General features: G+C 71.1%; 14 protein-coding genes. 7 read left to right on the top strand and 7 right to left on the bottom strand.

Annotated elements, in window-relative coordinates:
* Positions 1-8: 8 nt before the first annotated feature.
* The gene (locus NW895_RS05155) at positions 9-1,409 is read right to left on the bottom strand and encodes a hypothetical protein (protein ID WP_289934070.1); all 1,401 of its coding nucleotides are present in this window, start codon (positions 1,407-1,409) and stop codon (positions 9-11) included.
* Positions 1,375-6,210, bottom strand: a complete 4,836-nt coding sequence (locus tag NW895_RS05160) for a tetratricopeptide repeat protein (RefSeq protein WP_289934071.1) — start codon at positions 6,208-6,210, stop codon at positions 1,375-1,377. The genes NW895_RS05155 and NW895_RS05160 overlap by 35 nt, the downstream gene beginning before the upstream one ends.
* A gap of 242 nt (positions 6,211-6,452) precedes the next feature.
* Between NW895_RS05160 and NW895_RS05165 the strand changes: the two genes are divergently transcribed.
* Positions 6,453-7,226: an IclR family transcriptional regulator gene (locus NW895_RS05165; protein ID WP_289934072.1), complete on the top strand. Its 774-nt coding sequence runs from the start codon at positions 6,453-6,455 to the stop codon at positions 7,224-7,226.
* 2 nt (positions 7,227-7,228) lie between these two features.
* Entirely contained in the window at positions 7,229-8,074 is an 846-nt protein-coding gene (locus NW895_RS05170) for an SMP-30/gluconolactonase/LRE family protein (RefSeq protein WP_289934073.1), read from the top strand.
* An 88-nt stretch (positions 8,075-8,162) separates the two neighbouring features.
* Here the strand turns inward: NW895_RS05170 and NW895_RS05175 are convergent, their stop codons facing one another.
* From NW895_RS05175 to NW895_RS05195, 5 genes are all read right to left on the bottom strand, one after another.
* Positions 8,163-9,560: an FAD-dependent monooxygenase gene (locus NW895_RS05175; RefSeq protein WP_289934074.1), complete on the bottom strand. Its 1,398-nt coding sequence runs from the start codon at positions 9,558-9,560 to the stop codon at positions 8,163-8,165.
* A gap of 14 nt (positions 9,561-9,574) precedes the next feature.
* A complete protein-coding gene (locus NW895_RS05180; protein ID WP_289934075.1) occupies positions 9,575-10,762 on the bottom strand; it encodes an MAB_1171c family putative transporter in 1,188 nt (395 codons plus the stop codon).
* 31 nt (positions 10,763-10,793) lie between these two features.
* The gene (locus NW895_RS05185) at positions 10,794-11,975 is read right to left on the bottom strand and encodes an MAB_1171c family putative transporter (protein WP_289934077.1); all 1,182 of its coding nucleotides are present in this window, start codon (positions 11,973-11,975) and stop codon (positions 10,794-10,796) included.
* Positions 11,972-12,493, bottom strand: coding sequence for a toxin (locus tag NW895_RS05190; RefSeq protein ID WP_289934078.1), 522 nt, complete (start codon positions 12,491-12,493; stop codon positions 11,972-11,974). Before NW895_RS05190 ends, NW895_RS05185 begins: the two co-directional genes overlap by 4 nt.
* An 82-nt stretch (positions 12,494-12,575) precedes the next feature.
* Positions 12,576-13,817 (bottom strand): MAB_1171c family putative transporter, encoded by a 1,242-nt coding sequence (locus tag NW895_RS05195; RefSeq protein ID WP_289934079.1) that lies wholly within the window; start codon positions 13,815-13,817, stop codon positions 12,576-12,578.
* A gap of 322 nt (positions 13,818-14,139) precedes the next feature.
* On the opposite strand from NW895_RS05195, the gene NW895_RS05200 reads away from it, so the two are divergent.
* From NW895_RS05200 to NW895_RS05220, 5 genes are all read left to right on the top strand, one after another.
* Positions 14,140-15,489 carry an extracellular solute-binding protein gene (locus NW895_RS05200; protein ID WP_289934080.1) on the top strand — a complete coding sequence of 450 codons (1,350 nt, stop codon included), beginning with the start codon at positions 14,140-14,142 and terminating at the stop codon, positions 15,487-15,489.
* Complete coding sequence (locus NW895_RS05205) at positions 15,486-16,427, top strand: sugar ABC transporter permease (RefSeq protein ID WP_289934081.1); 942 nt, start codon at positions 15,486-15,488, stop codon at positions 16,425-16,427. The genes NW895_RS05200 and NW895_RS05205 overlap by 4 nt, the downstream gene beginning before the upstream one ends.
* Positions 16,424-17,284: a carbohydrate ABC transporter permease gene (locus NW895_RS05210; RefSeq protein ID WP_289934082.1), complete on the top strand. Its 861-nt coding sequence runs from the start codon at positions 16,424-16,426 to the stop codon at positions 17,282-17,284. Before NW895_RS05205 ends, NW895_RS05210 begins: the two co-directional genes overlap by 4 nt.
* Positions 17,285-17,306: 22 nt before the next feature.
* On the top strand, positions 17,307-18,272 hold the full coding sequence (locus NW895_RS05215; protein ID WP_289934083.1) for an arabinan endo-1,5-alpha-L-arabinosidase: 966 nt from the start codon (positions 17,307-17,309) through the stop codon (positions 18,270-18,272).
* 79 nt (positions 18,273-18,351) lie between these two features.
* A complete protein-coding gene (locus NW895_RS05220; RefSeq protein WP_289934084.1) occupies positions 18,352-19,866 on the top strand; it encodes an alpha-N-arabinofuranosidase in 1,515 nt (504 codons plus the stop codon).
* Positions 19,867-19,873 lie beyond the last annotated feature (7 nt).

Here is a 19,873-nt window from a genome sequence, read left to right on the forward strand (position 1 = left end):
GGGGAGGCTCATTGCCACTTGAGGGTGGTGGCGCTGACCGGGGCGATGCGTGAGCCCGGGGCCGTGCCCACGGCGTCGACGGTGTGGGCGCCCGGGGGCAACCCGTCGAGCACGGCCTCCACCGGATCCGCGCCCGCGATGACGACACGGGCCTGCTCAAGCCGGCCGGCCTCGTCGGACACGGTGAGCCGTACGGCGGTCCGCTCGCCGCTGACCGCGGTCACCCGGACCGTGAGGTCCTCTTCCGCGGTGATCAGTTCGGGGACGTCGAGGCGCAGATGCTCGGTCGCCGGCGCGCGGACCACGATGTCGCGGGCGGCGAGGACGCCTTCGAGTTCGTCGAGGGCGGCGGGGTTGCGGTGGAGGTTGCCGTGGTGGTCGGGGACGCGGCGCAGGGTGTTGCTGTCCATGGGGACGCCGGGGCGGGAGGCGGCGACGAGCGGGACGGTGCCGTCGCCGAAGAGGTGGTCTGCGTTGTAGGTGTCGAGGAGGGTGACGCCGTCGGTGGTGATCCTGGCGGTGGTGGCTGTGTTCTGGTGGATGCCGACGATGGCGTGGGTGGCGGTCAGCGCGGAGGGGCGGGCGGCCTCGGCGTCGTTGAGCTGGGTGTGGAAGCGCATGGCGTCGGTCGTCTGCCCCTGGTCCAACTCCGGGACGGTGACCTCGGTGGTCTTGGCGAGGGCCCCGGAGTTCTCGATGAAGGCGTACTCGGGGAGCAGCTGGTGCAGGGAGGGCATGCTGCGGGCGAAGGCGGTCAGGTCGACGGACAGGGGCCCGATGCCGCGGCGTACGCCGTTGACCAGCTGGTCCAGCGCCTTCGCCGCACCGCGGTAGGGGGTGCCGAAGGTGATCAGCTTGCGGGTGATCTCCGCGCCGCCGCAGTGCTCGATGTACCAGCGGGCCACCAGGCCGCCCATGGAGTGACAGACGAAGACGAGACGGGCGTCGGCGTAGGGGCCGCCTTGGGCGCGCAGGCGCTCCAGGGCGGGTTCGACGAGGGTGGCCAGGCGGCGGCCGTTGTAGCGGTTGGACAGGCGCCAGTCGTAGGGGACGGGGAGGAGGTTGCCGGGAGGAGCGTCGGGCTGGTCCGGGCTCTCGCGGTACCCCAGGGAGCGGAGGCGTTCCAGGAGCAGGTCGTAGCCCTTGAGCGGGGTCCAGACGCCGGGGACGAGATGCAGGTCCGGCATCAGGGCCACGGGCTGCACACCGTCGTCCGGGTGCTCGTCGCCGATGCCTTCCGGGAGCCGGAGACGGGTGAGGGTACGGCCGAGGCTCTTGATCGCGCGGAGCAGGGAACCGGCGGAGGGGGACCAGACCAGCCCGTCGGGGCTGCGGAGGGTGCTGCCTGTGATGCCGGGGAGGACTACGACCAGGTCAGTCGTGGAGGGCGGCGGTAGGGGTGGGGTCATCGGGCTCCTCCAGCCGGGTGGTCAGTCGGGGGATGAGGGTCAGGGCGGCGGGGTGGTGCTGGGCGATCTCGGCCAGGGCGGTGATCCAGGCGGGGACGGCCGCGGGGTGGTGGTCGCAGGCGTGGTCCAGCAGGGTGCCGGCAGCGTCCGGGTCGTCGTCGATGGCCGCGGCCACGGCGAGGTGGAATTCGGCGGTGGCCGTGAGGCTGTCGCTGGTGGCGGCGGTCAGGGCGAGGCACGCGGTTGCTGCCAGCGGGGCCGGGTCGGGACGGCGGGCTGCCGTGGCGAGCAGAGCGGGGAACCCGGAAGGGTCGTCCAGGGCGTCGAGGGCGTCGGCGTCGGCGTCGAGCTCTGCGAGCATGAGCAGGCATTCGGCCTGGGTGCACAGGCGGGCGGTCTCCGGATCGGGGTCGGTGGCGCCGCCGGACAGCGCTTCGAGGACGAGGTCATCGAGCAGGTCGTCGCGCCGTTGCCGTAGCAGGGTCCGCCGGTCTTCCGGGGAAGCGGTGGCGAACTCGTAGGCCAGGACGGAGCTCAGGAGCGGCTGGTAGGCGTGGTCGACGCCGACGCTCCGGGCCAGCCGGCGCAGCTCTCGGTAGCGCTGTGCCGCTTCCTCCTGGAGGTCGAGCAAGACCTCGTCCACGGCGCTGTCGGCCTCCGGTGAGAGGAGTTCCGGGTGTGCCGCGAGATGGTCGCGTTCGGCTTCGTAGCTCGCGGTGCCGATCCAGGCCTCGGCCTGTGCCAGCAGGCCGGGATCGATGGTGAGCCAGGCAGGGGGGTGCGCGCCGGTGAGCCGGTGCCAGACCTCGTCGAAGGTTTCCGGGGCCGCGGTGCGGTGCCGACGGCCTTCCGAGTGCAGGACGCCGACAAGACCGGGGGACGTGGCAGCGGTGATGGCCCGTTCGGCTTCGACGAGCCATGCGGTCGCATCGCCGTCCCCGGCCTGCGCGGTGGACGAACGAGCCAGCAGCAGGAAAGCGGCATGGCCCGGGTCAGCCTCGCCGAGCACACCCTCCCAGAGCTCGTCGGCCGACTGCCCGACGACGGCGTAGTGCTTGCTGACGTTGTTGAGAGCTACGGCGAGGTTGGCCAGGTGGGCGGGGTTTTGCCGAGTCAGGGCGTGCCACAGGTCCACTGCTTCCTCGGCGGGGGCGGGTGCCTCGGCCCGTCGGCCTGTTTCGCCGTACACGATGCTGAGGTTGTGGAGGGAGTCGGCGAGATCGGTCAGATGGGCGGGGTTCTCCTCGGCCAGGGCGCGCCACAGGTCCACTGCTTCCTCGGCGGGGGCGGGTGCTTCCGCCCACCGGCCCAATTCGCCGTACACCAGGCTGAGGTTGTAGAGGGAGCCGGCGAGGCTGGGCAGGTGGGCGGGGTTTTCCTCGGCCAGGGTGCGTCGCAGGCGGACGGCTTCCTCGGTGGGGGCGATCGCTTCGGTCAGGCGTCCGACGTCGCTGTAGCGGATGCCGAGGTTGTTGAGGGATCCGGCGAGGTTGGGGAGATAGGCGCGGTTCTCCTCGGCCAGGGCCCGGTACAGGTCGATCGCTTCTTCGGTGGGGGTGACCGCTTCGGCTTGGCGTCCGACGTTGCTGTAGCGGATGCCGAGGTTGTTGAGGGATCCGGCGAGGTCGGGGAGATAGGCGCGGTTCTCCTCGGCCAGGGCGCGCCACAGGAGGACGGCCTCTTCGGTGGGCGGGAGTGCTTCGGCCTGGTTTCCCACGTAGCTGTAGCGGATGCCGAGGCTGTTGAGGGCGCCGGCGAGGTCGGGGAGGTAGGCCGGGTTCTCCTCGGCCAGCGTCCGCGACAGGCTGACGGCTTCTTCGGTGGGGGCGAGTGCTTCGTCCCAGCGCCCGGCGTCGCTGTAACTGATGCCGAGGTTCTTCAGGGCCGTGGCGAGGTTGGGGAGGTGGGCGGGGTTCTCCTCGGCCAGGGTGCGTCGCAGGCGGACGGCTTCCTCGGTGGGGGCGATCGCTTCGGTCAGGCGTCCGACGTCGCTGTAGCGGTTGCCGAGGTTGTTGAGGGCAGCGGCGAGATTGGGCAGGTAGGCGGGGTTCTCCTCGGCCAGGACCCGTCGCAGGCGGACGGCTTCCTCCGTGGGGGCGAGCGCTTCGGTCCGGCGCCCCACTTCGCTGTAGCGTACGCCGACGTTGTTCAGGGACATGGCGAGGTTCGGGAGGTAGATGGGGTTCTCCTCGGCCAGGGCCCGCCACAGTTCGACCGCTTCTTCGGTGGGGGTGAGCGCTTCGGCCCGGCGTCCGACGTCGCTGTAGCGGTTGCCGAGACTGTTGAGAGCGTCGGCGAGGTCGGGGAGGTAGGTGGTGTTCTCCTCGGTCAGCGCACGCCACAGGTCGACTGCCTCTTCGGCGGGTGGCAGTGCTTCGGCCCAGCGGCCGACGTCGCTGTAGCAGCTCCCGAGGTTGTTCAGGGCCGTGGCGAGGTCGGGGAGGTGGCCGGGGTTCTCCTCGGCCAGGCTCCGCCACAGCCGGACGGCTTCCTCGGCCAGTGCGGGGGCTTCGGTCGGGCGCCCCACGTTGCCGTAACACACGCCGAGGTTGTTCAGGGCCATGGCGAGACTGGGGAGATGGGCGGGGTTCATCTCGGCCAGGACGCGCCACAGCCGGACGGCTTCCTCGGTCACTGCGAGCGCTTCCGCCGAGCGCCCCCAGTGCTGGAACCGGTTGGCGACGAGCCCCGCGGCCATACCCACGTCGGGAAGCAGCGACGGTGTCTGCTGCGCCAGGGAACGAAGCAGCGCGATACCGGCCTGACCGGTTTCCGCAGCATGACGCCACAGGTAGAACCACAGGTACGACGGCTTCTCCGCGGCGATGCCTCCTGCGAGAAGGCTCCGGTACCTGTCGAGCAGCGCCTCGGCCACCCCCTGCGCCGCCGGATTGAAGGGTTGCTCCGGGGACCCCCGGAAGGCGGGCCGCAGATGATCGGCAAGGCTCTGATGAGCCATCCGGTACACCGCGATCCCCGCCTCACCGTCCTGCACGATGTGCCGCCCGAGCTGGTCGAGCACCCAGGTGATGTCCTCGCGGGTCACCTCCACCCCGTCCGGCGCCTCCACGTTGGCGACGCACAGCCACTCCTCCTCCGGGAAGCCGGCCCCGTACCCCCAGGTCAGCGCGCGCAGTATGACCCTGGCCAGCGCCGTCGGCACCGGGCCCTGCGCACTCCGCCGCTCCGGTGCCGGAACGACCGCCGCCAGGTCCGTGTCCAACGCGTCCTCGACGGAGTGACTGATCGTGTCCTCCCACCCCTCCACCGAGGTGTCCACCGGTACCGCCGACAACTGGTCCGTCACCAGCCGGGCAAGGAGAAACGTGTGCTGTGCCTCCGCCGCGTCCGTCCCGAACAGGTGATCGGCTACCGCCCCGGCGTCCATACGCGCGTCGACGTCCCGCAGCCGCAGCCGCACGTACTCGGTCAGATCCGCCCTGCCCCGCTGCTGCACAGCCGGATCGTCGAGGTCGATCCCCGCCCCGTCGGGCGCCAGCGTCGCCACCAGACCAGGGTGTCCGTCCCCCCGCTGCATGTCCCGCGTCGACACCACCACCACGGCATGCGCGGCCAGCCGCGTCAGCAGATCATCGGCGACCTTGAACGCCTCACCCCGCGCCTCGTCCAGCCCGTCCACGACCAGAACCGGCGCCCGGGCCCCGTCCTCGACCGCCCGCTGCACCTCCCCCACCAGCTCACTCGCGTTCCGCCGCGCGTCCTGCGCCGTCAGCACCCCCCGCTGCACCAACTGCCCGGCAAGATGATCCGCCGCCAGATCCGCGGTGAGCCCCCGCGCGTGCACGTGTGCGGAAACCGACCGCTCCTCGGGCAGCTCATGGCTCCACGGATGCCCGTCCGCAAGGAGCCGCTCCCGCTCCTCCGGGTTGGACAGGCTGACGACCCGGCCGAGGATCGCCGACTTGCCGGTCCCCGCCGACCCCGTCACCACGTACAGCCCGGGCTGCCGCCGCCGCACCCACCCGACGACCGTGTTCACCTCCGCCGTACGCCCGGTGAACCACGACGGAGCCTCCAGCGGAGCCCCGCTGCGCGCGGCCCGCAGCAGATGCTCGACCACCTGCTCGGGCGCCCCGGGCCGGTACAACGGGTTGGGAAACATCCACCACGCGCTGCCCCGGGACTGGAAGTCCGGCGACTGCGCGCCGCTGCTCCACTCCTTCAGTACGGCATCGCACACGTCGTCGCCCCGCACGTACCGGTTGTGGGGCGACCAGCGCACCCGCAGCTCGGGCATGTCCGGCCCCTGCTCCAGGACCTTCCGCAGGCGCTGCCCGAACAGCCCGTCGCGTGCCGTCTCCAGGGACAGGCAGGAGGTGACCACGCCGACCCACACCTGACGTGCGTTCCTGGTCTCCCGCATGATCTGCGTGGCCAGGTCGCTCGCCGGGATCGCGTCGCCCGAGAAGCACGTGTCGAAGACGAACAGCAACTGGTTCGCGCCCGACAGCGCGCACGGAGCGACCACGTCCCGCACACCGAGGCCCTCCGCCGCGTCCGCGCCGCTGTCCCTGGCCAGCAGCCGGAGGCCGTCTTCCGCGGGGAGCCCGTGACCGCTCCACACGACGACCAGCGGACCATCCGGCGACAGCGAGTTCTTCAGCGACTTGAGGAAGTCCCGCACCTCCGTCTCGGTGGGGTTCCTCAGCGGCTCCCCGTCGAAGTCCGCCCCGAGCACACCGGTCAGAGCGACCACATCGTCCACGGCGTGATCGAGCCGCCTGTGCACCTCCGACGCGTAGTCGCCGACGCCAATACCGACCAGACGACCTCTGAACACCCTCGTCCCCCGATTTCCCCCGCGACACAATGTGACGTGCCGCACACAGAAGACAGTAATGCCATCAGGGCGCACGCCGTGCGGTTCGTGCGGAAACGGCATCGGAAGCGGGGCGGAAACGGCATCGACAGGGCGCCGGGCCATTGCCCAGGCAAACACCCTTGAGTAGCCTGTGTTCGCTATTCCGATCGGCTGTTGAAATCTCGAACGCAGCCTCACTGACATTAGGGAGGGGGCCGGACATGGGACGCCTCGTACCAGCCGTGACCCGGGCTCTCGACATTCTCGAGCTCTTCCTGGACGGGGACGGGACGCTCTCCGCCCCCGACATCGTGCGCAAGCTGCAGCTGCCGCGCACCACCGTGCACGAGCTGGTCACCACCCTCGCCGCCCGGAAGTACATCATCCCCGTGCCCGGCCAGCCCGGACGCTACCGGCTCGGCGTCCGGCCGTACCAGCTCGGTGCGCGCTACGCCGAGCAGCTCGACCTCGCCGCCGAGGGCCAGCAGGTCGCCCGGTCCGTCGCCGAGACCTGCGACGAGACCGTGCACGTGGCGATCCTGGAGGACACCGACGTCATCTACATCGCCAAGGTCGACTCCACGCACGCCGTGCGCATGGTGTCGGCGGCCGGCCGCAGGCTGCCCGCCCACTGCACGTCCGTCGGCAAGATGCTGTTGGCCTCCCTTCCCGAGCAGGAGCTCACCGCGCGCATCCCCGACAGCGCCGAGCTCGTCGGGATGACTCCCAACAGCATCACCGACCCCGGGGCCCTGCGCGAGGCCCTGACCGAGATCCGGGAGCGGGGCATCGCGGTCGAGAGCCGTGAGTCCAACCCGGACGTCTCCTGCGTGGCCGCCCCGGTCCGCGACCGTACGGGGCAGGTCGTCGCCGCGCTGTCCATCTCCGTACCGATGATCCGCTGGAGCGACGACCGCCGCGCCGAACTGGAGCAGCTCGCCGCCAAGGGCGCCGCTGAGCTGTCGGAGCGTCTCGGCCACCGGAGTGTGGGGTGACGATGACGACGTACGAGGTTGCGGTACGGGCGGAGGCGACCCTCGGCGAGGGGCCGACGTGGGACGCGGAGGCCGGGCGGCTCGTCTGGATCGACATCCTGGGCTCCCGCATCCACACCTACGACCCCGTCTCCGGGCGCCGGACGGTCCGTACGACCGAGCAGCACGTGGGTGCCGCGAAGCCGCGCGCGGGTGGCGGGCTGGTGCTGAACCTGCGGGACGGCGTGGGGCTGCTCGACCCCGACGGCGGCTTCCGCTGGCTGCACCACGAGCCCGTTCCCGGCCGCCGGGCCAACGACGCCGCCGTCGCCCCCGACGGCTCACTGTGGGCGGGCACCATGCGCTACGACGAGGCACCGGGCGGCGGCACGTTGTCCCGCCTCACCGGTGACGGGAGCGTGCGGACGGTTCTCGACGACGTGGCGGTGAGCAACGGCACCGGCTGGAGCCCCGACGGGCGGCTGATGTACTACATCGACTCGCCGACCCGCCGTATCGACGTCTTCGACTACGACGGCGGGCAGATCTCGGGCCGTCGCCCCCTGGCCGAGATCGAGGAGGGCGCCGGTTTCCCCGACGGCCTCACGGTCGATGCCGACGGGTGCGTGTGGGTGGCGCTGTGGCAGGGCGCGGCGGTGCGGCGCTACACCCCGGCCGGGGTGCTGGACCGGGTGATCGAGCTGCCGGTTCCGCTGGTCACGGCGTGCGCCTTCGGTGGCGCCGAGCTGACCGACCTGTACATCACGACCGCCCGCGTGGGGCTCGACACCCCGCCTCCGCTCTCCGGCTCCTTGCTGGTGGTGCCGGGCGCGGGCAAGGGGCTGCCGCAGGCGGTGTTCGCGGGCTGACGGGCGCGGGTGCCCGCGGCGGTCTGTGCGGGTGCGGCGGGGGCGCGCGGCGAACGCCGGGCGCCCCTCTCGGTGCAGCACCCGGCGCCTAACCGCCGGTGCGGTCCAGCGTCCGCAGCAGCGTCCGTTCGGCCGCTGTCAACGGCGGCTCCGTCGCCGGCGGGAGGGCAGAGCCGGTGAGCGTGGCCAGGACGGCGCCCGGCCGGAGCAGGCGTTCCGGGCCCGTGCGCAGGCTGGTCAGGTCCCACACGGCGGCGGCCGCGCCGTAGGAGCCGGTGGCCGCCTTCATCACGCGGCGCGTGTACGCGGTGACGAGGCGGTCGGCGGTGCTCGGCCGTCCGCCACGCACCCCGGGATAGAGGACGTCCTGGCTGACCGCCATGGCCCAGGCCGCGTCGACCGACCGGGCGGCCCCGCGCTGCACGCGGCGGGCGAGCCGGGGCGCGGCCGGATCGGTGCGCCGCAGCTCCCGGGCGAGCACCCGGGCGCCGAGCGCGGCCACCGACATGCCCTGCCCGTAGGCCGGGTTGAACGTGGCCAGCGCGTCGCCGAGGACGACGAACCCCTCGGGCCAGTGCGGGGCCTTCTCCAGATAGCGCCGGACGTTGCTGGTGCTGCGGCTGATGTGCACGTCGGTGAGGGGTTCGGCGCCGGAGATCAGGCGGCCCACGATGGGGTCCGGCAGGTCGAGGGTGTAGCGCAGGAAGCCGTCCGGGTCGGCCGGCGGCTCGCCGCCCCGCGTGCCGGCGAGGCTGACCATCCAGCGGCCGCCCTCGATGGGCAGCACCATCCCGCTGCGGCCCGGCCGCGACACGTACGGGTTGGCCTGCACGATCGTCAGCGGAAACCGTTCGGCGCCCTCGGGCGTGCGGTAGACGCGGGTGGCGTTGACGAGGCCGGAGTCGACGGTCCGTTCGCGGATGCCGGACACCCCGAGCGCGGCCAGCCACGTCATGACCCGCGACCCGCGTCCACTCGCGTCGACGACGAGATCGGCGTCGAGTGCCGTTTCACCGGCGGTCGTCGAGACCCGTACGCCGCGGACGCGCCTCGCCGTGCCCGTCAGTTCCAGCGCCCGCGCCTTGCGGAGCTCGACCCCCGTCCCCGCCAGCACGGCGACCCGTACCGCCCAGTCCAGCAGCGCCCGGCTGCAGGTCATCATGCGGGGCCCCTCCCGACGCCAGCGCCGGAACCAGCCCTCGGGGGTGAGGGCGACCATGCCCGAGCTGAGGGATATCTCGCGGGCGCCGGCGGCGAGCAGGTGCTCCCGCATGCTCACGCCCGGCACGAGGTCCTCCATGGCGTCCAGGCCCCCGGCCATCAGCAGGTGCGCGTGGCGGCCCTGCGGCAGGCCCCTGCGGTGCTCCGGGCCGTCGGGCAGGTCGTCACGGTCCAGCACGATCACTTCGTCCACGGCCGTGGACAGGGCCGCCGCGGCCAGCATGCCGGCCAGCCCGGCACCGATGACGACAGCTCTACGCGACATGGGGCTCCTCGGAATCAGCCATGGGTCCAGCCATGGGAGGCCTTCACCGTACCTTCACGTACGGCGGTGGCTGCGGGCGACAGCGCCAACGCCTGTGCCAGCTCGACCAGTCCGCTCGTGCCGCAGACCTCCGTGGCGTGGAGGCGGTACGTGCTCGGGCCGTCGGCGGGTTCCTCCCGGGCGGCGGCGCGGCGTGCGGCGTCGGCGAGCATGACCGCCTCCGCGGCGAGGCGCGCCTCGTGGGCGGAGCGGCCCGCGCGCAGGGCGGCGTCCCGGGCCCGCTCGCGGACCTTGTCGTCGAAGTACGGGGCGAGCGCCAGCAGGGCGTCATGGATGGACACCTCACGCCACTGCAGCCGCGCCTGGGGAAGCTGCCACCACGCGGCGGGCGGCTTCGGGGCGGTGGACGCGAACCGCACGAGCAGCCACAGCGGTCCCAGCCGCCGGTAGTCGCGCAGCCCCCGCCAGTGCGCGACGGCCGTCGGCAGCAGCCGTGGCAGCACGAAGCCGGCGGAGCAGATCAGCGCGCCGAGCGAGGCCATGGGCGGCGCGACGCTCGTGGAGAGGAAGTCGAGGTCGTGGCCCGCCCAACGCGCCATCACCGCGGTGTACTTGGCGAACTGGAAACCCACCACGTCCAGCGCCGCGCCGAGCAGGATCAGCCGCAGTCCGGTCCTGAGCAGGCCGGTGACCTCGCGGGCCCACTTCAGGCACACCGCGCACATCACCAGGGTCGCCGCGCTGTGCCCGAGCAGGTAGAGCAGGATCATCTCCCGCATGTACGGCGTGTTCGCGTAGTACGTGTCGAGATCGGTGAGCCGCTCGGTGTGCGCGTCCGCGCGCACGAACAGCACCACGATGGCGACGATCAGCAGGCCGTAGGCGGCGATGCTGCGCAGCGTCATGCGTCTGATCCGCGCCCGGGGACCGCCCCGCCAGTTGATCAGCAGGATGAGCAGCGAGCAGCTGTACGCGGAGAGCATGCCGTACGTCAGCGGGGCACCGAAGTTGGGAATGCCGGTGAGGTCGTTGACGGCGGCCAGGGTCAGCGGAGCCGAGCACACGAAGACCACCGCGCCGAGGACGATCGCGACCACGGTGGACAGGGTCAGCGGATTGCGCAGGGCGGTGCTCGGCCGGCGCAGCAGCAGCGCGGCGGACAACGCCAGCACCGCGGCGGCCAGGTAGACGACGGGGTTCATGCCCCAGAACTCCGTTCGGTCGGCGTCCGGTTCATGCCGTGCCCGTCGTGGTGGTGCCGCGGGGTACCCGGGCGGCGGCGACGAGGGGCGAGGTGGCCAGCGCGTCGGCGATCCGCACGAGCGCGTCCGGCCCCGGCACCCGGTCCGGGAGCCGGTCGGCCTCGTCGAGAGGCGGCGCGCTCCGCCCCTGGCCGGCCTCGTCCCGGACGGCCGCGACGATCACGGCGGCCCACGCGGTGGCCCCGGCCCGCTCCGGGTCGCCGGTGGCCCGCAGCGCGGCCTCCTGGGTCCGGTCGTACAGGTGCCGGTCGAAGTAGGCGTCCAGGTAGCTCAGTCCGTTGTGGATGCTGGTCTGCCGCCACACCAGCCGGGTGGTGGGGGAGGAGAGGCGCGGCCTGGGCAGCCGCAGGGAGCGGCGGGTGAGGACGTCGTCCAGTTCCCGCTCCAGCGGTTCGAGGCGCACGTACGTCCGCCGGGACTCCTGCCACTGCGTCACCCGGGGCCCCACCAGCGGGATCAGGACGCCCACGACCGTCATCAGGGCGCCCAGCCCGGCCGCGGCCGGGGAGACGTCCGTGCCGAGCGCCGACCAGTCCCGCCCGCACCAGCGGGCTGTCACGGCGGCCAGTTTGGTCACGCTGTACCCGGCGTTGCACAGCGTCCCGATCCCCAGCACCGTCAGGCCCACGCGCAGCCGGCCCCGTACCTGACGGGCCCAGCGCAGCGAGGACACCGTGGTGACGCTGACGGCGGCGAGGTGCCCGACCAGGTACAGCACGATCATCTCGGCGATGAACGGCGTGGTCGCGTAATAGGTGTCCAGATCGGTGCGGCGTTCCACGGGCGCGTCGCCCAGGGCGAACATGAGGGCGATACCGAGGACGACCAGCGCGTAGGCCCAGATCCAGCGGCGGGCGGTCCGGTGCACCCGCGGCCCGCCCCGCCAGTAGACGATCAGCACCTGGGAGGCTGCGCTGTAGGCGGTGATCGACGCGTACGTCAGCGGCGCGGCGAGGTTGGGCACGCCGCTGAGGCGGTTGACGGCCCCGACCGTGGGCGGGGCGCCGAGGAAGAAGCACAGGCCGGCCAGGCCCAGCACCGCGCAGATGGCGCGCAGGTAGGGGTCCTGCCGGTGCCGTATCAGATCCGGCGCCTTCACCACCAGGCCGAGCCACAGCACGGCACAGCTGATGTAGTTGATCAGACCGCTCATCTTCGGGTCCCGCGGTAGTCGAGCGCGGCGCCGATGCGTCCGGCGAGGTCCTGTGCGTCGTCGCCCCGCGCCGCCAGAGCGGAGTCCGCCGAGGCCTCCAGCCAGGTGCGCAGCCGACGGCCCATCAGCATGCCGAAGCGGTCCGCCTCCTGTTCCTCGGCGAGGCTGAAGTCGGTGCGGGCGGCGACGAGCCGGGGGAGCTCACCGTCGGCTTCGGGCGGTGCGCTGCTCTGCTGCCGGTACATGTGCCACACCTCGTGACAGAGGATCACGATCTGGTGCCATACGGCGGCACGCTGGTCGACCACGACGTCGTCGTGCGTGTCGCGCTCAAGCCACAGCCCGCTGGCGGTGTGGGGCGGGAAGGCGGCCCGGTGGACGGCGACCTCGCGGCCCCGCCACGCGCTGACGGATTCGACGAGCGCCTCGAACAGCACCTCCGGGTCGACGGGAACCGGAACCCGTATGGGATCGATGAGGGTGTCGGCGAGGCGACGCATCTCCTTGCTCGTTCGCACCGTTCTCCCCTTGCTCGCCTGGGCGCCGCGCGGTCACCCGTGCACTATGCCAAGACGGTTGAGGCTTCAGCCAGCTCCGCGTTCAATCACCGACCGCCACAGTGCCGTCCGGGGCCTGGGCACGTGTGCGCACCGCCCGGACGGCGTCGGGGTGGCGCAGCACCCGGGACACGGCTCCGATCTCCCGCAGCAGCTCCGTGGTGTCGCGGTCCTCGGCGCCGTCGCCCTCGCGCCCGCCGAGCCGGGCGTCCACGGCGTCCAGGATCGCCACCGCCGCCGCGAGCGCCTTCGCCTGCTGCGGCGGGTGCCCGAGGCCGAGGGCGGCCTCGTACGACCGCCGGCGCAGGTCCTCGTCGATGTGCTGGGCCAGCGGCAGCAGTACGTCCCGGATGAACGTCTCGCGGCGGGTCAGGCGCAGTTCCGGGCTGGCGCGCAGCACGAGCGGGACGCCGCCGCCCTCCACCGTCCGCATCAGCAGGTACAGCGGCCGCAGTTCGTGGTGGGCGAGCCGGAGCCGCCAGCGTTCGTGCAGGTACTGGCCGGCGTGCGGCAGGATGAAGCCGACCGCGATCAGGACGGCGGACATGCAGGCCACGGTCGGCGCCACGGTCATGTTGAGCCAGTCCAGGTCGTGGCCGGTCCAGCGGGCCACCACGGCGGTGAGCTTGGCGGCGTCGAAGACCAGGTTCAGCGCGTAGCCGGCGCCCAGGAACTTCAGGCCCCAGCGCAGCCAGGCGTCGAGCCCTTCGGTGCGGACCCAGTTCCAGATCAGCTTCGAGATGATCAGGGCGGCCGTGGTGTGCGCGAGCAGGTAGAGCAGGATCTCCTCGCGCATGAACGGCGTGTTGGCGTAGTACGTGTCCAGGTCCCGCAGCCGCTCCACGGGCGCGTCCGCGAGGGCGAACAGCACCCACAGCGCGACGATCACCCCCGCGTAGACGGAGACCACCCAGCGCGTGGCACGGCGGGTGGACGCCGAGCGGTCGGACAGGCCGTTGCGCCAGGCGATGATCAGCAGCAGACAGGAGCCGCAGAAGGCGGTCAGCAGGGAGTACACCCACGGCGCCGAGATGTTCGGCACGCCCGTGACCCGGTTGACCCAGGCGATGGTCGAGGGCGCGACGAACACGAACACCGCGCAGGCGAGCAGCAGCAGCCCGCCGACGGCCCGCAGCAGCGGGTCCTTCCACAGCCGGATGATCGTCGGCAACTTGATCGCCAGCGCGGCGGCCAGCACCCCGGCCGGGATCCACCAGAAGGAGGTGTAGAACTCGCTGAAGAACCCGGCCGGACTCAACGCCCGGTAACCGACAGCCTGCGTCACCGGGCCGCTCCGCCGGGGTCCGGGGACGCCGGGACGGCCCGGGCCGCCCGCTTCGGCGCGCCCGCGAAATCCATCGCACCCCCTTCTCGCCGCCCCGCGGCAGCTTGTTCGAGAGTACGCGTCCGCAACTGTCCCCGTCATGCGGTCCCATGACGGTTCGTTCAACCCGAAACGACCCGGAAGCGCACGATCGGTGATCGCGGTTTCTCAAAGTTCCGTCCGAACCATTGACGTTGCAGCGCTGCAAACGTACGGTCCCGTTCGGCTTTACGAGCACAATCCGAAATATCGAACAATCTGGCTTCGGATGTGAGGGCAGGGCATGGGACGACCTGACCTGAATCGCAGGCAACTACTGGCCGCGGCGGGCGGCCTCGCGGTAGCGGGCAGCTTCGGCTTCGCGGCCCTGGGCACGGGCGCCGACGCGCTCGCCTCCAGCGCACGCACCCGGGTGCGGTACTGGAACCTCTTCAGCGGCGGCGACGGCTACAACATGATCGCGATGCTGGACGGCTTCCGTAAGGCCCACCCGGACATCGCGGTGAAGGACTCCACACTCCAGTGGGGCAACCCCTTCTACACCAAGCTCGCCATGGCGGCCGCGGGCAACCGCGCACCCGACCTGGGCGTCATGCACCTGGGCCGGGTCACCGGCTTCGCGCCCGGCCGCCTCCTGGACCCCTGGGACGTCGGCCTGCTCGCCAAGTACGGCGTACGGGAACAGGACTTCAACCCCAGGCTGTGGCAGCGCGGCGTCATCGACGGCAAGCTCTACGCCCTCCCGCTCGACATCCACGTCCAGCTCTGCTTCTACCGCAAGGACGTCCTGAAGAAGGCCGGACTGCTCGGCGACGACGGGCGGATCGTGCCCGTGACGTCGACCAGCGAGTGGTTCGACGTCCTCAAGGAGGCCAAGAAGGCCACCAAGAACGGGCTCCAGGTACTGGGCCTGCACGCCAACGACCAGAACTTCATGTGGTGGTTCTTCGTCGCCTTCTACACCCAGCTCGGCGGCACCTGGTTCAACGACGCCGACACCGAGGTCACCTTCGACACGGACAAGGCCGTCCAGGTCCTGGAGTTCCTGCGGCAGCACATCACCGACGGCTACTCCATCGCGGGTGCCGCCGACGGCGAACAGTTCATCAACGGCGCGCCCTTCACCTGGGAGGGCAACTGGTCGGTGCCGGTCTTCTCCGGAGCGAAGCTCGACTACGGCGCGACCCCGCTGCCGCCCGTCTTCGGCAAGCCGGCCACCCACGCCGAGTCGCACTCCTTCGTCCTGCCGCACCAGTCCGGCCGCGGCGGCGCCACGAACGATGCCGCCCACCAACTCGCCGCCTACGTGGTCACCCACGCCCAGCAGTGGGCGGCGGGCGGCCACATCCCCGCGTACACGCCGACCCTGTCGACAGCCGCGTACCGGAAGCTGTACCCGCAGAACGAGTACGTATCGGCCATGAACCACCAGGCCACCGAGCCGAAGGTGTGGTTCGCGGGCTCCACCGGCATCCTCGCCCAGCGCGTCGGCCCGATCGTCGTCTCCTCGACGATGGGCTCCGCGGGGCCCGAGGCCGCCGCCCGCCGGATGAAGGGCGCGCTCACCCAGCTGCTCACCATGAAGAACCCCATGGACGGCCACACCGCCGCAGAAGGAGGTGCGGCCGCATGACGGCGACCAGCGCCCAGACCATCGCCGCACCCGCACGTGCGAAGACCGCCGCCGGCAGCGCCACCCTCCGCCGCAAGCAGGGCCTGCAGCACGGCGGCTGGTTCGTCGCCCCGTTCCTCGCCCTGTTCACGCTGTTCGTGATCTGGCCGCTGCTGCGTGGCATCTACCTCAGCTTCACGGACGCCAACATCACGGGCCAGGGCGAGAGCTTCGTAGGCCTCGACAACTACCGAGAGGCCCTCAAGGACCCGCTGATGTGGGACGCCCTCGGCCACAGCGCGTACTTCACGCTCCTGGTCGTGCCCTGCATCACCGTCCTCGCCTTCCTCCTCGCGATGCTCGCCCACCACATCGAGCGCGGCAAGTGGCTGTGGCGGCTGTGCTTCTTCGCCCCGTTCCTGCTGCCGTCGACGGTCGCGGGCAACCTGTGGCAGTGGTTGTTCAACCCGGGTACCGGCATGGTCAATTACGTCTTCGGGATCGACACACCCTGGCTGACCGACAAGGCGTACGCGATGCTCGCCATCGTCATCGAAACCCTGTGGTGGACCGTCGGCTTCAGCTTCCTGCTCTACCTCGCCGCGCTCCAGGGCATCCCCGGCCACCTCTACGAGGCCGCCAAACTGGACGGCGCCAACGCCTGGCACCGCATGGTCCACATCACCCTGCCGATGCTGCGCAACATCACCGGCCTCGTCATCGCCCTGCAGATCCTCGCCTCGCTCCAGGTCTTCGACCAGGCCGTCGTGATGATGGACTTCGGCCCCGGACCGGAGGAAGCGACCCGCACCTTCGTCCAGTACACCCTCGAAGAGGGCTTCACCAGCTACCGCGTGGGCTACGCCTCCGCGATCTCCGTCATCTTCTTCGTGATCATCGCGGCCGTCGCCCTCGCCCGGATGTGGCTGCTGCGCAACCGTGAGGAGGCCGCCCGATGACCACCGCAGCGGACATCCGCGTCAAGCCCCGCAGGCCCTGGACCCCCAGCCAGATCATCCTCACCCTCCTCGGCACGGCGGTCTCCGCCGTCTTCCTGGCCCCGTTCGCCTGGGGCCTGTTCACCTCGCTGAAGTCGGAGACCGAGGCCGTCGAGGTGCCGCCGCACTGGCTGCCCGAGGACTGGACGGGCCAGGCCTGGAAGGCCCTGTTCGAGACCGGCAACATCACCAACTGGTTCGTCAACTCCCTGGTCGTCTCCGTCTGCGTGACGACCGTGGTGCTGCTGGTGAGCGCACTCGCCGGATACGGCTTCGCCCGCACGGAGTTCCGCGGCAAGGGCCTCCTGCTGGGCCTGGTCATGGCCGGCCTGATGATCTCGCCCGCCGTCCTCGGCGTCCCGCTGTTCACCACCGTCCAGCAGATGGGCATGGTCGACACGTACTGGGGCATGATCCTGCCGCAGTGCGCGCCCGCAGCGATGGTCTACATCCTCTACAAGTTCTTCCAGGGCATCCCGCGCGAGCTGGAGGAGGCCGCCTTCATCGACGGTGCCGGACGCTGGCGGGTCTTCTTCACCATCGTCCTCCCCCTGTCGCGCCCCTCCCTCGCCGCGGTCGGCATCTTCACCTTCATCGCCTCGTGGAACAACTTCCTGTGGCCCTACATGGTGACCAACAACCCCGACCTGATGACCATGCCGAACGGCATCGCGACCGTCATGAACTCCTACGGCATCCAGTGGGCCCAGCTCATGGCCGGCGGCCTCATGGCGGGTCTGCCGCTGATCATCGTCTTCGTCTTCTTCCAGCGCCAGATCGTGGCGGGTGTCGCGCACACCGGCCTCGCGGGCCAGTGACCGACGACAAGGAGCTGCACGCATGAAGCGCCTCGGACTCGCGGCGACCCTCGCCGCCGTCCTCGCCCTGCTGCCGGCCACGGCCCGGGCGGACACCACCTACCCCGACCCCCTCCCCCTCACCGGCCAGCAGATCATCCACGACCCGACCGTCCACCACCTCAAGAACGGCCGGTACGTCGCCTACTCCACCGGCGGCATCATCGGCGCCCGCCTGTCGACGGACATGCGCCGGTGGGACGACGCGGGCAACGCCTTCACCGAACCGCCCGGCTGGTGGTACGAGTACAACGACAAGGCCGACCCCTGGGCCCCCGACCTCTCCTACCGGGACGGCCGGTACTGGCTCTACTACGCCGTCTCCTCCTGGGGCACCAACCACTCCGCGATCGGCGTGGCCACCTCCCGCACCGGCATGCCCGGCACCTGGACCGACCACGGCAAGGTCTTCACCTCCGAGAAGACCGACCCCTGGAACGCCATCGACCCGGCGATCGTGCGCGCCGACGGCAAGCTGTGGATGTCCTTCGGCTCCTACTGGACCGGCATCCGCATGGTCGAACTGAACCCGAAGACCGGCAAGGCGATCCCGGGCGCCACGGTCCACCACCTGGCCACCCGCCCGGACGCCCCGTACGCCGTCGAGGGCCCGTCCATCGTGAAACACGGCCGCTACTACTACCTGTTCGCGAGCTACGACGCCTGCTGTCAGGGCGTGAACTCCACGTACAAGATCAGGGTCGGCAGGTCGACGAAGGTGACCGGGCCGTACGTGGACAGCACCGGAAAGCCCCTCCTGGAAGGCGGCGGCGACCTCCTGCTGGCCGGCCACGGCCGCTACGTCGGCACGGGCGGCGAGTCGGTCTTCCGCGACAAGGGCAAGGACTGGCTGGCGTACCACTACTACGACGCGGAGGACAACGGCACCCCGAAGCTGGGCCTGAACAGGCTGGGCTGGAAAGCCGACGGCTGGCCGAGCCTGCCTTAGGGGCGCGGGGACCTGCCCGACCAGCCTCATGTGACCCGCAGCCGCCAACGATTCAGAACGCCCACATCGAAAGGCGAACATGCACACCGCTCGCTTCACCCTCGACCCCGCCTTCACCATCGGCGAGGTCGACCCCCGTCTCTTCGGCTCCTTCGTCGAACACCTCGGCCGCTGCGTCTACACCGGCATCTTCGAACCGGACCACCCCACCGCAGACGCCGAAGGCATCCGCACGGACGTCCTCGACCTGGTCCGCGAACTCGGCGTCACCGCCATCCGCTACCCCGGCGGCAACTTCGTCTCCGGCTACAAGTGGGAGGACTCGGTCGGCCCCGTCGAGGACCGCCCCCGCCGCCTCGACCTCGCCTGGCACTCGACGGAGACCAACCGCTTCGGCCTCTCCGAATACATCGGCTTCCTGAGGAAGATCGGCCCCCAGGCCGAACCGATGATGGCGGTCAACCTCGGCACGCGCGGGGTGGCCGAGGCCCTGGAACTCCAGGAGTACGCCAACCATCCTTCGGGTACGGCCCTGTCCGACCTCCGGGCCGCCCACGGCGACAAGGACCCCTTCGGCATCCGCCTGTGGTGCCTCGGCAACGAGATGGACGGCCCCTGGCAGACCGGCCACAAGACCGCCGAGGAATACGGCCGCATCGCCGCCGAGACGGCCCGCGCCATGCGGCAGATCGACCCGGGGGTCGAACTCGTCGCCTGCGGCTCGTCCGGCCAGGGCATGCCCACCTTCGCCGAGTGGGAGGCGAAGGTGCTGCAGGAGACGTACGACCTGGTCGACTACATCTCCCTGCACGCCTACTACGAGCCGGTCGACGGTGACGTGGACTCCTTCCTCGCCTCCGCCGTCGACATGGAGTCGTTCATCGACAACGTGGTCGCGACCTGCGACCACATCGGCGCCCGGCTGAAGTCCAAGAAGAAGATCAACCTCTCCTTCGACGAGTGGAACGTCTGGTACCTCTCCCGCTGGGAGCAGCACGCCAAGACCTTCACCCCCGACGACTGGCCGGAGGCCCCCCGCCTCCTGGAGGACAACTACAGCGTCATGGACGCGGTCGTCTTCGGCTCGCTCCTGATCGCCCTGCTCCGGCACGCCGACCGCGTCACGGTCGCCTGCCTCGCCCAGCTCGTCAACGTCATCGCCCCGATCATGACCGAGCCGGGCGGCCCGGCGTGGCGGCAGACGACGTTCTTCCCGTTCGCGCAGGCCGCCAAGTACGGGCGCGGCCAGGTCCTCGACGTCCGCGTGGACTCGCCGACGTACGAGACGGAGAAGTACGGCGAGGCCGACCTGCTGCACGCCACCGCCGTACGCGCCGAGGACGGCTCGGTCACCGTCTTCGCCGTCAACCGCAGCCGCACCGGGCCGCTGCCGCTGGAGGTGGCCCTGAACGGCCTCGACCTCACGTCGGTCGTCGAGCACAGCGCGCTCGCCGACGCCGACCCGGACGCCCGCAACACCCTCGACGACCCCGAGCGGGTCACCCCGCACACGGTCGAGGGCACGGCCCTCCAGAACGGCACGCTGAAGGCCGTCCTGGAGCCGCTGTCCTGGAACGTGATCCGGCTGGCGTAGTCCCGTC

This window comes from Streptomyces sp. S.PNR 29 (genome assembly GCF_030386795.1).
In the GTDB taxonomy this organism is placed as follows: Bacteria; Actinomycetota; Actinomycetes; order Streptomycetales; family Streptomycetaceae; genus Streptomyces.